13 protein-coding genes are annotated in these 13,183 nt (G+C 60.5%); 8 read left to right on the forward strand and 5 right to left on the reverse strand.

Annotation, left to right across the window (positions count from 1 at the left end; all coding sequences use genetic code 11):
* The first annotated feature begins 231 nt into the window (after positions 1–231).
* Positions 232–948, forward strand: coding sequence for a two-component system response regulator ArcA (arcA, locus tag ACJ8PL_RS16235; protein WP_004933003.1), 717 nt, complete (start codon positions 232–234; stop codon positions 946–948).
* 51 nt (positions 949–999) lie between these two features.
* Here the strand turns inward: arcA and creA are convergent, their stop codons facing one another.
* Positions 1,000–1,479, reverse strand: coding sequence for a protein CreA (gene creA, locus ACJ8PL_RS16240; protein ID WP_004933005.1), 480 nt, complete (start codon positions 1,477–1,479; stop codon positions 1,000–1,002).
* A 342-nt stretch (positions 1,480–1,821) separates the two neighbouring features.
* On the opposite strand from creA, the gene robA reads away from it, so the two are divergent.
* A complete protein-coding gene (gene robA, locus ACJ8PL_RS16245) occupies positions 1,822–2,691 on the forward strand; it encodes an MDR efflux pump AcrAB transcriptional activator RobA (protein WP_033641224.1) in 870 nt (289 codons plus the stop codon).
* Here robA and gpmB read toward each other — a convergent pair.
* The gene (gene gpmB / locus ACJ8PL_RS16250) at positions 2,688–3,335 is read right to left on the reverse strand and encodes a 2,3-diphosphoglycerate-dependent phosphoglycerate mutase GpmB (RefSeq protein ID WP_049300123.1); all 648 of its coding nucleotides are present in this window, start codon (positions 3,333–3,335) and stop codon (positions 2,688–2,690) included. The two genes, robA and gpmB, sit on opposite strands and share 4 nt — an antisense overlap.
* A gap of 101 nt (positions 3,336–3,436) precedes the next feature.
* On the opposite strand from gpmB, the gene yjjX reads away from it, so the two are divergent.
* Entirely contained in the window at positions 3,437–3,955 is a 519-nt protein-coding gene (gene yjjX, locus ACJ8PL_RS16255) for an inosine/xanthosine triphosphatase (RefSeq protein ID WP_004933015.1), read from the forward strand.
* Between the two features lie 11 nt (positions 3,956–3,966).
* Here the strand turns inward: yjjX and trpR are convergent, their stop codons facing one another.
* A complete protein-coding gene (gene trpR, locus ACJ8PL_RS16260) occupies positions 3,967–4,296 on the reverse strand; it encodes a trp operon repressor (RefSeq protein ID WP_016929152.1) in 330 nt (109 codons plus the stop codon).
* A 54-nt stretch (positions 4,297–4,350) separates the two neighbouring features.
* On the reverse strand, positions 4,351–6,279 hold the full coding sequence (gene sltY / locus ACJ8PL_RS16265; RefSeq protein ID WP_016929153.1) for a murein transglycosylase: 1,929 nt from the start codon (positions 6,277–6,279) through the stop codon (positions 4,351–4,353).
* A gap of 639 nt (positions 6,280–6,918) precedes the next feature.
* Here sltY and ACJ8PL_RS16270 point away from each other — a divergent pair.
* The 4 genes from ACJ8PL_RS16270 to ettA all read left to right on the forward strand — a co-directional run bounded on the left by ACJ8PL_RS16270 (position 6,919) and on the right by ettA (position 11,114).
* On the forward strand, positions 6,919–7,524 hold the full coding sequence (locus ACJ8PL_RS16270; protein ID WP_015376603.1) for a YfiR family protein: 606 nt from the start codon (positions 6,919–6,921) through the stop codon (positions 7,522–7,524).
* Positions 7,521–8,768: a diguanylate cyclase domain-containing protein gene (locus tag ACJ8PL_RS16275; protein WP_016929154.1), complete on the forward strand. Its 1,248-nt coding sequence runs from the start codon at positions 7,521–7,523 to the stop codon at positions 8,766–8,768. Before ACJ8PL_RS16270 ends, ACJ8PL_RS16275 begins: the two co-directional genes overlap by 4 nt.
* Before the next feature lie 38 nt (positions 8,769–8,806).
* Positions 8,807–9,304, forward strand: a complete 498-nt coding sequence (locus ACJ8PL_RS16280) for an OmpA family protein (protein WP_016929155.1) — start codon at positions 8,807–8,809, stop codon at positions 9,302–9,304.
* Between the two features lie 142 nt (positions 9,305–9,446).
* On the forward strand, positions 9,447–11,114 hold the full coding sequence (gene ettA / locus ACJ8PL_RS16285) for an energy-dependent translational throttle protein EttA (RefSeq protein ID WP_442531280.1): 1,668 nt from the start codon (positions 9,447–9,449) through the stop codon (positions 11,112–11,114).
* A gap of 30 nt (positions 11,115–11,144) precedes the next feature.
* Here ettA and ACJ8PL_RS16290 read toward each other — a convergent pair whose 3' ends face one another.
* Positions 11,145–12,056 (reverse strand): LysR family transcriptional regulator, encoded by a 912-nt coding sequence (locus tag ACJ8PL_RS16290; protein WP_016929157.1) that lies wholly within the window; start codon positions 12,054–12,056, stop codon positions 11,145–11,147.
* A 97-nt stretch (positions 12,057–12,153) separates the two neighbouring features.
* Between ACJ8PL_RS16290 and ACJ8PL_RS16295 the strand changes: the two genes are divergently transcribed.
* Entirely contained in the window at positions 12,154–13,155 is a 1,002-nt protein-coding gene (locus ACJ8PL_RS16295) for a zinc-binding alcohol dehydrogenase family protein (RefSeq protein ID WP_016929158.1), read from the forward strand.
* The last annotated feature ends 28 nt before the right edge of the window (positions 13,156–13,183 follow it).

Genomic DNA, 13,183 nt, shown 5'->3' on the forward strand with positions numbered 1-13,183 from the left:
TTAATGGGGTTAGGATATGCGCCGTTTCGGCACCCCAGGGGTTGTAGGGAACAGCATCCCCACCAGGCTAGCGATCTTGTTGACATGAGATGGAAAGTGCATCAAGAACGAGTTTACGTACTTTAGTCATTTGCTGAGAGGGAACGTGGCGCTATCTCTGCCCTCCTCTAAGAAAACAAAGACTTCTGTACTTCCGATTTTCTATTTTGTTGGCAATTTTAGGTAGCAAATATGCAGACCCCGCACATTCTGATTGTCGAAGACGAGTTAGTCACTCGTAACACCCTGAAGAGCATTTTCGAGGCGGAAGGCTACATTGTTCATGAAGCCAATGATGGTGCAGAGATGCACAATATCCTGTCTGAAAATGATATCAATCTGGTCATCATGGACATCAACCTGCCAGGCAAAAACGGCCTGCTGTTGGCGCGCGAACTGCGTGAACAGGCCAGCGTCGCCTTGATGTTCCTGACCGGTCGCGATAACGAAGTGGACAAAATCCTCGGCCTGGAAATTGGCGCCGACGATTACATCACCAAGCCGTTCAACCCGCGTGAGCTGACCATCCGCGCGCGCAACCTGCTGTCGCGCACCATGAACCTGGGCAGCCTGGGCGAAGAGCGCCGCCTGGTCGAGAGCTACAAGTTCAATGGGTGGGAGCTGGACATCAACAGCCGTTCTTTGATCAGCCCGGCCGGCGAACAGTACAAGCTGCCGCGCAGCGAATTCCGCGCCATGCTGCACTTCTGCGAAAACCCGGGCAAGATCCAGTCGCGCGGCGAACTGCTGAAGAAAATGACCGGCCGCGAGCTGAAGCCGCATGACCGCACCGTGGACGTCACCATCCGTCGCATTCGCAAACACTTCGAATCGACGCCGGACACGCCGGAAATCATCGCCACCATTCACGGCGAAGGCTACCGCTTCTGCGGCGATCTGGAAGAGTAATTCCGGCCTGCCGTCATGAAAACGGGGTTCAGCATGCTGAACCCCGTTTTTTTATTTCGTCTCAGCCCACGGCATGATCGGCACCGCGCTCAACGCGTTCTTCGGCGAACCGTCGATCACCTTGTCGGAGTAGCTCAGGTAAATCAACGAATTGCGCTTGGCGTCATAGAAGCGCACCACCTGCAACTTCTTGAACACCAGCGAGGTGCGTTTCTGGAACACCACATCGCCTTCCGCCTTGCCGTTTTTGATCTTGTCGCTCAGCTCGATAGGCCCCACCTGTTGGCAGGAAATGGCCGCGTCGGCGGTATCCTCCGCCAGCCCCAGGCCGCCTTTGATGCCGCCGGTTTTGGCGCGGCTGATATAACAAGTTACATTTTTAACATCCGGATCGTCGAACGCTTCCACCACGATTTTGTGGTCCGGCCCCAACAATTTAAACACCGTATCAACGGAGCCCACCTGCTCCGCCTGCGCGCTGCCAACGGTTGCGCAAACCAAACCGAATAAAAATATCCAGCTTTTTTTCATTTACTTAACTCCGGTATAACCTTGCTGCAAAAATAGGTTCGGCGGTCGCCATTATTTATGTCTAAGCTCACGGAATCGGTTTTTTACGGGTCCGCACCGTCCGTTTTAGCACAGAGCGTGACAAAAATCTTTGAGAGTCGCGGAGTAAAAAAATTGCTATGATGCGGCGTCGTTATTTCTTTGCGCCCACTACGGTGTACCCCAATCCAACTCTGGCGCGGCATGCGCAGCAGAGGCAAAGAGTGCAACGCATAATGGCTCATGGATCGGTCTGATAGCGCAGCACCAGCGTGACGAATCAACAGTTCGGGTTCCTACCCCCAAGCTTTACGAGGAAGATCTATGGATCAAGCCGGTATCATTCGTGATCTGCTTAGCTGGCTGGAAAGCCATTTGGACCAACCCTTGTCGCTGGATAACGTGGCGGCCAAGGCAGGCTACTCCAAATGGCATCTGCAACGGATGTTCAAAGATATTACCGGTAACGCCATCGGTGCTTACATCCGGGCAAGGAGGCTGTCCAAAGCCGCCGTCGCGCTGCGTTTGACCAGCCGGCCGATTTTGGATATCGCCCTGCAATATCGCTTCGACTCGCAGCAGACCTTCACCCGCGCCTTCAAAAAACAGTTTGCGCAAACGCCGGCGCTGTACCGCCGCGCCGAAGACTGGAACGCATTCGGCATCTGTCCGCCGATCCGTCTGGGAGCCTTCACCCTGCCGCAGCCGGAATTCGTCTCGCTGCCGGACAAGCACCTGGTCGGCCTGACCCAAAGCTACTCCTGTACGCTGGAACAGATCACCACCGTGCGCACCGAACTGCGCTCACAGTTCTGGCGTCAGTTCCTCGGTGACGTCGAAACCCTGCCGCCGGTGCTGTACGGGCTGCACCACTCGCGACCGAGCCAGGAGAAGGACGACGAACAGGAAGTGCTGTACACCACGGCGCTGGAGCCGGATCAGGTGCCTGACAAGGTACAGGAAGGCCAGCCGCTGGTGTTGCCGGGCGGTGAGTTTGCGATGTTCAGCTACGAAGGGCCCACCGAGGGACTGCAAGACTTTATTCTGACGGTCTACGGCACCTGCCTGCCGGCGCTCCAGCTGACGCGCCGCAAAGGGCACGACATCGAGCGCTTCTATCCGAAAGGCGAGCGCCGTCCGCATCAGGCGCCTATCGAGATCAAGTGCGATTACCTGATCCCGATTCGGCGTTAACGCTGCAGTTCGTCCAACGCGGGCATGTCCAAATGCGTGACATCGCCCGCCGTTTCCACGATCCAGCCGGAAGCCAGCCAAGGGCTCTGCTGGTGATCGACGCGCGACAGTGAGCAGTTGCGCAAGCGCAGACGGCGTTCCGCATAGGCCGGCAGCCCCAGCACCGTACTGATCAAACACCCCAACGCGATGCCATGACTGACGAGCAACGGCTTGCTGCCTTCAGGCAGCATCAGGCAACTCTCCAGCGCGGCGCGCATGCGCTCGCCCAGCTCCTCCATGGATTCGCCTTGAGGGATACGGCCGTCAGGAGTACCATCGACCATCTGTTTGCGCCACAGCTCTTCCTGCGGCGTCAAACTGTCGATCAGGCGTTCTTCCAGAACCCCCATGTGCAGCTCACGCAAACGCGGATCGCTAATCACTTCGCAGCCACAGGCGTCGGCGATGATCTGCGCGGTGCGCCGCGTGCGCCCCAGATCGCTGGTAATGATGTGCGTAATGCCTTCTTTGCTGACGCGCCTGGCGACCAGACGGGCCTGGTGTTCCCCCATGGCGGTTAACGGGCTGTCGGACTGACCCTGGATACGGCGAGCCGCGTTCCATTCCGTTTCGCCATGGCGAACGAGGTATACCTGTAACATTTTTGTTTTCCGTTATACTGCGTGAAATTTGCATTTATCCCCGGCCCGGTGGCGCTTTTGCCGCTGCCCGGCGTATCGGCCAGAAGGATATCAAACCCGTTATGTACCATGTTGTCGCTGCAACTACCAACCCGGCAAAGATCAAGGCTATTCAACTCGCCTTCGATGACGTCTTTGGCGCGGGCCAATACCGCATTGAATCCGTTGACGTCGCCAGCGGCGTCTCGCTGCAGCCAATAGGCAACCACGAAACCCGCACCGGTTCGCGTCAACGCGTCATGGAAGCGCGCCAGGTCAGGCCCGAGGCCGATTTTTGGGTCGGCGTGGAAGCCGGGATTGAAGAGAATATGACCTTCGCCTGGATGACCATCGAGAACCCGCACATCCGTGGCGAATCCCGCTCGGCGAGCCTGATGCTGCCGGAGGTCATCTTACAAGGTATTCGCGCCGGTCGCGAATTGGGCAGCGAAATGGCGGCGATCACCGGCAACGCCGAGGTGAAACGTCAGGGCGGCGCCATCGGCGTCTTCACCGACGGCCGGCTGAGCCGCACCAGCGTTTACCACCAGGCGCTGCTGCTGGCGCTGGTGCCGTTCCACAACGCCATCTATCAGCAATAACGCTGAGTCTGCTAGGGCGCGTCGTGCAACAGCTGCTGCTCAAGCCACTGTTTCAGCGCGGGTGAAGCCGCTTTCAGGCTGTTCGATCCGCGGGTGATGGTGGCGATCCCCGCGCCCAGTTCATTTTTTAACTCGCGCTGGCTCATCTCGCCGCGCATCAGTTCCTGAATGATCCGCACCCGGGTGCCCAGCGCGGTGCGCTCGTCCGGCGTCAACATCAGCTGCAGCAGCGGTTGATGCAGTTCTTGCGCAAAGGAATTCTGCAGCAGCGCGACGAAGCGCAGCCAATCCTCATTGCCTTGTTCTGAAAGAGCGGGGTCGTTTAACGATAATTGCGTCATGGCAGCCACCATACTATTTAACTAGTACAGCAGCATACCATAGGGCCGTCAAAATCAATAACGTCTCTGCCACTCGGCGTCGGTCAGCACCTTGGCCGGCCGGTGCGTCAGATAACGGTAAAACGCATCATAAGCCAGCACGTTCTTGACGTAGCCGCGGGTTTCAGAGAACGGAATGCTTTCGATGAATGCCACCGGATCGATCCGCCCCGCGCTGTTGCCCAGCCAGGTATTCACCCGCGACGGGCCGGCATTATAGGCGGCGCTCGACAGAATGCGGTTGCGGCCAAACTGCTGATAGACCGACTCCAGATAGCTGGTGCCGATGGTGATGTTGGTCTGCGGATCGAACAGTTGGCTCGGGCCGACATAGCCGGGAATATTGTACATCTGCACCGTATGCTGCGCGGTGCGCGGCATCACCTGCATCAGGCCAGTAGCCCCAACCGGCGACTGCGCTTTCGGATTCCAGGCGCTCTCCTGACGCGCGATCGCCATCGCGTAGCTGGTGGTGATCCCCTTGTCATCGGTCGCGCGGCGGAACTCCTGCGGCCAGGCGACCGGGAAACGCTCCTCCAGATGATCCCACAGCTTGCCGACGATGGTCGCCTGCACGCTCAGATCGGCCCATTTTTGCTCAAAGGCGTAGCGCGCCAGCGCTTCTTGTTCCGGCCGGCTGCGGCTGGCGACATACGAGCCCCACTCGCTGCGGGCCAGGTTGTCCATATTCCAGTACATCAGCTCACGCACCCGGGCGACCTCCGGCCCGTCGACCAGCGACGTGCGCGGCTTGGCCGCCACCGCCACCATCACCGGATAAGTGGCGTTCAGCTTCTGCGCCGCGACCATCGGATAGAAGCCGCGTTCGGTCATCAGGTTACGCAACATCTCCTCGCCTTCGGCGCGTTTGCCTTCGTCCATCAGTTGACTGGCGCGCCAGTAGCGCCACTCATCCTTGTTGCGCGACTCTTCCGGCAGGCGGGCCAGCCAGGTCGCGACGCCCTGCCGATCGCCGTTGCCCAACGCCATGCGTACTCGGCGCTCCAACAGCGAAGGCGAACGGCTGCGCAGAATCACCTGATCGCGCCACTGCGCCTGCTCGTAGGTAGCGTCGCTGCCCATCAGGCGCCAGGCCACCGCCTCTTCCAACCCCAGCCGTTCGTCGTCGCTCATTTTCTGCAACCGCGCGAGTGTCGGGATCATCGCCCGCGCGTTTTCCACATCCTGCCGCGCCAGGCGTTCAAAGGCGATGCCGGTGGCGGCACGGGTAAAGTCAGTCGGCCCCACGCTGCGGGCGAAGGCTTCCACGGTGGTCGGATCGTTTTGCAAGCGCACCAGGGCGTTGCCCATGGTTTGATAGTCGGCCGGCAACTGGCCGTAAAGGTTGCTGACCAGCGAACTGTTACCCTCTTTCAACGCCAGCTTCATGCGCGCCAGAATATCCAGCGGCGTTTGCTTGCCTGCGCCGCGCCAGACGCTGAACAGACGATCGCAGGCGCTCGGCAACGTTTTGCCGTTCAGCCACAGTTCATCGGCGCCGCTCCAGGCCGCCTGCTGGTCACCGGTAGCCCATTTGGCGTAGTAATAGTTGCAGCGCGCAGCCACCGGTTTGGGCGGCTGCGCGCTGAAGGCCAACAGGGTGCGCCAGTCTTCGCGCCGCGCCAGTTCATTGACGAAGCGCGGCACCAGTGATTTCGCCGGCGGCAGCGTCGGGTGGCGTTTGATAAAGTCGTTCACCTCGGAGAACCCCGCCTGGCTCAGATCCTGTGTCAGCTCGCGGTATTCCAGGTAAGGATAAAGCGGGTAATCGCGCAGCGTCGGCATCAGCTGCGCCACCACGTCCATTTGATTGCCGTCCCACGCCTGTTTGATCTGCTGGTAACGCTGACGTTGCGCATCCAGAGAATCCGCCAGCGCCGCGCCTGAAAACGCCGTCAGACACAGGCCCATTGCCAACAGCCGTCGCTTGTCCACCTTGACCATCCTCGCTCTTTCCTCACTGGTTGTACCGCAGGAGCCGCCCAGCTCCCCGGTGACCGCCGCACCACGGCGCCGCGGGACAAAATAAAGCCGGGCGCACGGCCCGGACGCGGATATCTACCATAGACAGCGCAATCGCTTATCCATTCAATACTGTAGAAGAAGAAGTGTATCGCCATGACGGGGGCCAGGTAAAAAACGTTTACTTTGGCTGACAAATCAGGCCGGCGGGATATTTCCAGCCACCGGATTTTTATTAGCTGCCCCGGCACTTATTGGAGAAGTAAAATACTTTTTAATTATTAGCCATCACATTATTGCATTTTCGACATGATGCCGCCGTTGCGCAAATCGCCTGACAGCAGGCTAAACGCGCCAACTTTGCAGAAAAGCGGTGGCAAACCCGGGTGGGCATTTTTATACTATCAAAAATAAGTAAGATAATTCCGAGAAAACAGCACATAAAGCGCCCAACGAAGACATCTTATAATACAATCCGCGCCAATTATGGGTTAGATAGTGTTCATTAGGCAGTGCGACTGACAGCTTTCAGCAAAACGATTGTCCCTTCAAGCGGGCCGGATTTTTCCTTGTCAGGCCACGGCCTGCGGGCGGTGGATCAGGCCGGAATGGCGGGTGAAGATGGTGAATAAGACCGCGATAGCGATGCGTTGCGCAAAAAGCCCCGAACCGGGCTTCCTTGACGCACGCCTGAATATCGGCCGCCTGCTGCTGATCGTTTTGTTGGTGCTGCTGACGTTGTCCGAGCCTGCGCACGCCGCCGCTGATCCCTATCAAAAGCGCACGCACGCCGTGACGACCGTGGTGGTAGGCATCATCAGCTACGCACGCTGGTCGCGTGAACCCAATCCGATCCGCTTGTGCGTGACCGCACCCACCCAGTATGCCGAAGGGCTGTTCGATCCGATCCTGCTGAGCGCGCCGCGTCCGATTAAAGCCGAGCGCGTGCCGTTCGACAGCCCAACGCTGAGTACCGGCTGTGATGTCATCTACTTAGGGAACATCACCGCCGCGCAGAGACAAAATTTCATGCAGCGCATTTCCGGCAACTCCATTCTCAGCATCAGCGAGAACGATAGCGAATGCTCCGCCGGCAGCGCATTTTGCCTGCAGATTGATGGGGACCAGGCCAGCTTCAAGGTCAACCTGGATGCTCTGGCGCGCAGCGGCGTGCGCGTTCACCCCAACGTGCTGCAGCTGGCACGCAAACAGGCGCCGCCGCTATGAGGCTGTTGCGTAGAAACCGCTCCGGCAATGCGCGCCCGACGCTGGGCCGAGTACTGCAGCGTGTGCATCTTGGGCTGGCGCTGATCGCCGTCGGCACCGCCGGCATCTTTTTGACGCTGGTGGCGCTGTTTGCGCTGCGCGCCTATGCCAATCACAACCTGCACCTGATCGCGCGCTCCATCAGCTATACCGTCGAGGCCGCCGTGGTGTTTGAAGACCGCACCGCCGCGCGCGAAGCGCTGATGCTGATATCCTCCAATGAAGAGGTGTCGGACGCGCGGATCCTCGACAACAACGGCAAGATGCTGGCCAACTGGCGCCATCCTACCGATGGGCCGCTGCACGGCCTAGAGCAGATCGTCGCGCACTGGGCGCTGCCCGAACCGGTCATTCTGCCTATCACCCACGAGGGCAAACAGGTCGGCCAGGTCTGGCTGAGCGGCAACGGCGGCAGCCTGCTGCGTTTCCTGTTGCGCGGCATGGTCGGCATGATCGCCTGCCTGGTGCTCAGCACCCTGTGCGCCCTGGTGTTGTCGCGCCGCATGCTGGTCGGCATCGTCAGTTCGCTTGACGACATCGCCAACGTGGCACATGCAGTGCGCCGCGATCGCACTTTCGGCCTGCGGGTGCCGTCGGCGCCTATCGCCGAGCTGCATGAGCTCAGCAACGATTTCAACGGCTTGCTCGACGAGCTGGAGGCCTGGCAGGCCCATCTGAAGCAGGAAAACGACTCGCTGGCTCACCGGGCGACGCACGACAGCCTGACCGGCTTGCCGAACCGCGCCTTCTTCGAAGGGCGGCTGAGCCGGGCGCTGGGCGATATCGAACCGCCGGCGAAATTGGCGGTGCTGTTTATCGACGGCGATCGCTTCAAGGAGGTGAACGACAGTTACGGCCACGCCGCAGGCGATGCGGTGCTGACCACCATTGCCGGGCGCATTCGCGCGCAGTTGCGCGAGACCGATCTGGTCGCCCGCCTGGGAGGGGATGAATTCGCCGTGCTGTTGGCGCCGGTACACGGCACGGAAGATGTCTTGCAGATCGCTGACAACATCATCGACTGCATGACGCAACCGGTCATTTTGCCGAACGACGAGGCGGTCATCACCTCTCTGAGTATCGGTATTGCGCTGTACCCTGATCACGCGTCGACGCCTCAGGGTCTTTTGCACGAAGCTGACGATGCGATGTATCAGGCAAAGCATCGTTATAACGGAGGCTGGCGGCTGGCTATACATAAATAAGAGCCCCGGCTATAACACTTGAACTAGGGATTTTGACTATGATACAGCAACTGTTTAAAGGTCGTTTTTCACTGCTGGCGATGGCGTTCGTCGCCCTGCTGGCGCTCGCCGGCTGCCAGAGCAAACCGCAGGGCCTGACGCCCGAGCAGGTTGCGCTGCTGCAATCGCAGGGCTTCAAACTGACCGATAACGGCTGGGAGTTCGGCCTGTCGGATAAGGTGCTGTTCGGCAACAACATCGGCAAGCTGAACCCGGAAAGCACCGAGACGGTGCAGAAGATGGGCCGTGCGCTGCTGAGCGTCGGCATCACCAAGTTCCGCCTGGACGGCCATACCGACAACTACGGTGAAGACAGCTATAACGATCAGCTTTCCCTGCGCCGCGCCGATGCGGTGGCCGATCTGCTGGCCAGCGTCGGCATTCCGCGCGCCAATATCGAAACCCGCGGCATGGGCAAGCGCGATCCCGTTGCCGATAACCGCACCTCCAGCGGCCGCGCGGAAAACCGCCGCGTCGCGATCGTCGTCACGCCATAAGCCACCAATATGCGCCTTTATCGGCGCATAAACGGTTATACTTGGCGATCGCTGAGCGATGTCTGGGATCCGAGATCGAAACGGGCTACACTCATGCCGCCAGACATCCTATAAATACTGATATAGAGAGGCTTAGAGCAACGTGGCTCAATACGTCTATACCATGCACCGCGTCGGCAAGGTGGTACCGCCGAAGCGTCATATTTTGAAAAACATCTCCCTGAGCTTCTTCCCTGGGGCAAAAATCGGCGTGCTGGGCCTGAACGGCGCCGGTAAGTCCACCCTGCTGCGCATCATGGCCGGCATCGATACCGATATCGAAGGGGAAGCGCGCCCGCAGCCGGGCATCAAGATCGGTTACCTGCCGCAGGAGCCGCAGCTTAACCTCGAACACACCGTGCGTGAATCGGTGGAAGAAGCGCTGGCGGAAGTGGTCGGCGCGCTGAAGCGCCTGGACGAAGTGTACGCGCTGTACGCGGAAGAAGGCGCAGACTTCGACAAGCTGGCCGCCGAACAGGGCCGCCTGGAAGAGATCATTCAGGCGCACGACGGTCACAACCTCAACGCCCAGCTAGAACGCGCCGCCGATGCGCTGCGCCTGCCGGACTGGGACGCCAAAATCGCCCACCTGTCCGGGGGTGAACGCCGCCGCGTCGCGCTGTGCCGCCTGCTGCTGGAAAAGCCGGACATGCTGCTGCTGGACGAACCGACCAACCACCTGGACGCCGAGTCCGTGGCCTGGCTGGAACGCTTCCTGCACGACTTTGAAGGCACCGTGGTGGCGATCACCCACGACCGTTACTTCCTGGATAACGTGGCCGGCTGGATCCTCGAACTCGACCGCGGCGAAGGCATTCCGTGGGAAGGCAACTACTCGTCCTGGCTGGAGCAGAAAGACGCGCGTCTGGCACAGGAAGCGTCCGCCGAAGCCGCTCGTCGCAAGTCGATCGAGAAAGAGCTGGAGTGGGTGCGTCAGGGCGCCAAAGGCCGTCAGTCCAAAGGCAAGGCCCGCCTGGCCCGCTTTGAAGAGCTGAACAACACCGAATACCAGAAACGTAACGAAACCAACGAACTGTTCATTCCACCTGGCGCGCGCCTGGGCGATAAAGTGGTCGAAGTCAGCAACCTGCGCAAGTCTTATGGCGACCGCCTGCTGATCGACGACCTATCGTTCTCGGTGCCGAAAGGCGCGATTGTCGGCATCATCGGCCCGAACGGCGCGGGTAAATCCACGCTGTTCCGCATGATGTCCGGTCAGGAGCAGCCTGATTCCGGCAGCATCGTGCTGGGCGACACCGTCAAACTCGCTTCCGTCGATCAGTTCCGCGACAGCATGGACGGTTCGAAAACCGTCTGGGAAGAAGTCTCCGGCGGGCAGGACATCATGCGCATCGGCAACACCGAGATGCCGAGCCGCGCCTATGTCGGGCGCTTTAACTTCAAGGGCGTCGATCAGGGCAAACGCGTGGGCGAGCTGTCCGGCGGTGAGCGTGGCCGTCTGCACCTGGCCAAGCTGCTGCAGGTTGGCGGCAACGTGCTGCTGCTCGATGAACCGACCAACGACCTGGATATCGAAACCCTGCGCGCGCTGGAAAACGCCCTGCTGGAATTCCCTGGCTGCGCCATGGTGATCTCGCACGACCGTTGGTTCCTCGACCGTATCGCCACCCACATCCTGGACTACCAGGACGAGGGCAAGGTGGAATTCTTCGAAGGCAACTTCACCGAGTACGAAGAGTACAAGAAGCGCGCGCTGGGCGCCGATGCGCTCGAGCCGCACCGCATCAAGTACAAAAAGATCGCCAAGTAATACCCAAGGCGCCGCATGCGGCGCCTTTTTTTACCCCCGCGCCAACTCGCGCGCGTAATCGTCGAACGCCGGGTGCTGCAGCACCACATCGATGAAACAAGCCAGCGCCGGGGAGTTCAGCTTGCGGCTCGGGTAGACCAGATACAGCTCGTTCCCTTCCGCACGCCACGCCGGCAACACCTCCACCAACAGCTTCTGCGCCACCACCTCGCGGCTGAGAAACGCCGGCAGCAACGTGATGCCGGCACCGGCAATGGCGCATTCGCGCGCATACAGCAGGTTGTCGGTGGTGTGCGCCAGCGGCAGCTGCCAACGATAGTAGTCATCGCCGCAGCGCAGGTTCCAGGCCGTCCAGGCGCGGTGGGCGATGCAACGATGCTGCTGCAGTTGCTGCGGATGTTCGATCGGCGGGTGCTGCGCCAGGTAGGACGGCGCCGCCAGCAGATAGCGCGGCGCGTACCCGAGGCGTCGGCCGATCAGCGAAGAATCCTGCGGCTTGCCGGTGCGCAGCGCGGCGTCGTAACCTTCCTGCACCAGATCCACCATGGCGTCGGACACCGACACCTCCAGCGAAACGTCCGGGTACTGGCGCTGAAAATCCGCCGCCAGCCGCGCCACCAGGGTCGCCCCCAGCCCGGCCGGCGTCGAGATGCGCAGGCGCCCGCTCGGGTTATCGCGCAGCCGCTGCAACGCCAGATCGGCGCGTTCGGCAGCGGACATCATCGCCTGACAATGCTCCAGATAACGCTCGCCGGCGAAGGTCAGGTTCAGCTGGCGCGTGGTGCGATTGAGCAAGCGCAGCCCCAGCGTCTGCTCAAGCTGGCTGATGCGCTGGCTGACGCTGGATTTCGGCAACCCCACACGCTGCGCGGCGGCGGTAAAGCTGCCGCACTCCGCCACCAGCGCGAACAGCGCCATATCCTGCAGCTGTTTGAATTCCATTGTTCACCTTAAACGAACACTCCGTTAGATATTGTCCATCTTATCACCCCACTGCCGCGGGTCTACACTGGGGGCATCATTTGAAAGGAGTACAATCATGTCGATAAAAGCCATTGCCGTAGACCCGCAGAACCCCGCCAGTTTCATCGAAATCTCACCGGAGATGCCGGTTCCCGGCCAGTACGATCTGCTGGTGGAAGTGAAAGCGGCGTCGGTCAACCCGGTGGACACCAAAGTGCACGCCGGCCTGCAGAAAAGCGGCCTGCAGCAGCCGCGCGTCCTCGGCTGGGACGCCAGCGGCATCGTGGTGGGCGTGGGCAGCAGCGTCAGCGGCTTCAAGCCCGGCGATGAAGTGTGGTACGCCGGCGACATCACCCGCCCCGGCAGCAACAGCAGTCACCAACTGATCGACTCACGCATCGCCGCGCACAAACCGCGCAGCCTGAACTGGGCCGAGTCCGCCGCCATGCCGCTCACCGCCCTCACCGCCTGGGAGGCGCTGTTCGAACACCTGAACATTCAGGACGCGCCGGAGCACAAGACGCTGCTGATCATCGGCGGCGCCGGCGGGGTCGGCTCGCTGGCCATTCCGCTGGCCGCATTGCGCAGCAAGGTGAAAGTGATCGCCACCGCATCAAGACCTGAATCCGCCGCCTGGTGCCGTGAGCGCGGCGCCGATCTGGTGGTGGACTACCGCGATCTGAAGGGCAACCTGGCGCAGCACGGCATCGAGCAGGTGGATTACATCCTGTGTCTGAACGATACCGACGGCCACTGGCCGGCGATGGCCGAACTGATCGCGCCGCTCGGCCATATCTGCACCATCGTCGAGAACGCGCAGCCGTTGGATCAAAACGCGCTGAAGCTGAAAAGCGCCGCGCTGCACTGGGAGTTCATGTTCACCCGCAGCATGTTCACCACCCCGGATATCGCGCAGCAGGGCAAGATCCTGCAGCAGGTGGCGCAGCTGCTGGACGAGGGCAAGCTGAGCACCACGCTGAGCGAAACCCTGCACGGGCTGTCGGTAGACACGCTGACCGCCGCGCATCAACAGCTGCTCGGCGGCCATATGCAAGGCAAGCTGGTCATCGCTTACTGAGCCTGAATCGCGGCGGCGCAGCGCGCCG

The organism is Serratia sp. CY83965 (assembly GCF_052166375.1).
Taxonomy (GTDB): Bacteria; Pseudomonadota; Gammaproteobacteria; order Enterobacterales; family Enterobacteriaceae; genus Serratia; species Serratia marcescens.

Coding starts and splice junctions, on each gene's coding strand:
- creA (WP_004933005.1), bottom strand. CDS start 1,479: ATGAAAAAAAGCTGGATATTTTTATTCGGTTTGGTTTGCGCAACCGTT.
- ACJ8PL_RS16270 (WP_015376603.1), top strand. CDS start 6,919: ATGGTGAATAAGACCGCGATAGCGATGCGTTGCGCAAAAAGCCCCGAA.
- ACJ8PL_RS16290 (WP_016929157.1), bottom strand. CDS start 12,056: ATGGAATTCAAACAGCTGCAGGATATGGCGCTGTTCGCGCTGGTGGCG.
- robA (WP_033641224.1), top strand. CDS start 1,822: ATGGATCAAGCCGGTATCATTCGTGATCTGCTTAGCTGGCTGGAAAGC.
- ACJ8PL_RS16295 (WP_016929158.1), top strand. CDS start 12,154: ATGTCGATAAAAGCCATTGCCGTAGACCCGCAGAACCCCGCCAGTTTC.
- gpmB (WP_049300123.1), bottom strand. CDS start 3,335: ATGTTACAGGTATACCTCGTTCGCCATGGCGAAACGGAATGGAACGCG.
- ACJ8PL_RS16280 (WP_016929155.1), top strand. CDS start 8,807: ATGATACAGCAACTGTTTAAAGGTCGTTTTTCACTGCTGGCGATGGCG.
- arcA (WP_004933003.1), top strand. CDS start 232: ATGCAGACCCCGCACATTCTGATTGTCGAAGACGAGTTAGTCACTCGT.
- ACJ8PL_RS16275 (WP_016929154.1), top strand. CDS start 7,521: ATGAGGCTGTTGCGTAGAAACCGCTCCGGCAATGCGCGCCCGACGCTG.
- sltY (WP_016929153.1), bottom strand. CDS start 6,279: ATGGTCAAGGTGGACAAGCGACGGCTGTTGGCAATGGGCCTGTGTCTG.
- trpR (WP_016929152.1), bottom strand. CDS start 4,296: ATGACGCAATTATCGTTAAACGACCCCGCTCTTTCAGAACAAGGCAAT.
- yjjX (WP_004933015.1), top strand. CDS start 3,437: ATGTACCATGTTGTCGCTGCAACTACCAACCCGGCAAAGATCAAGGCT.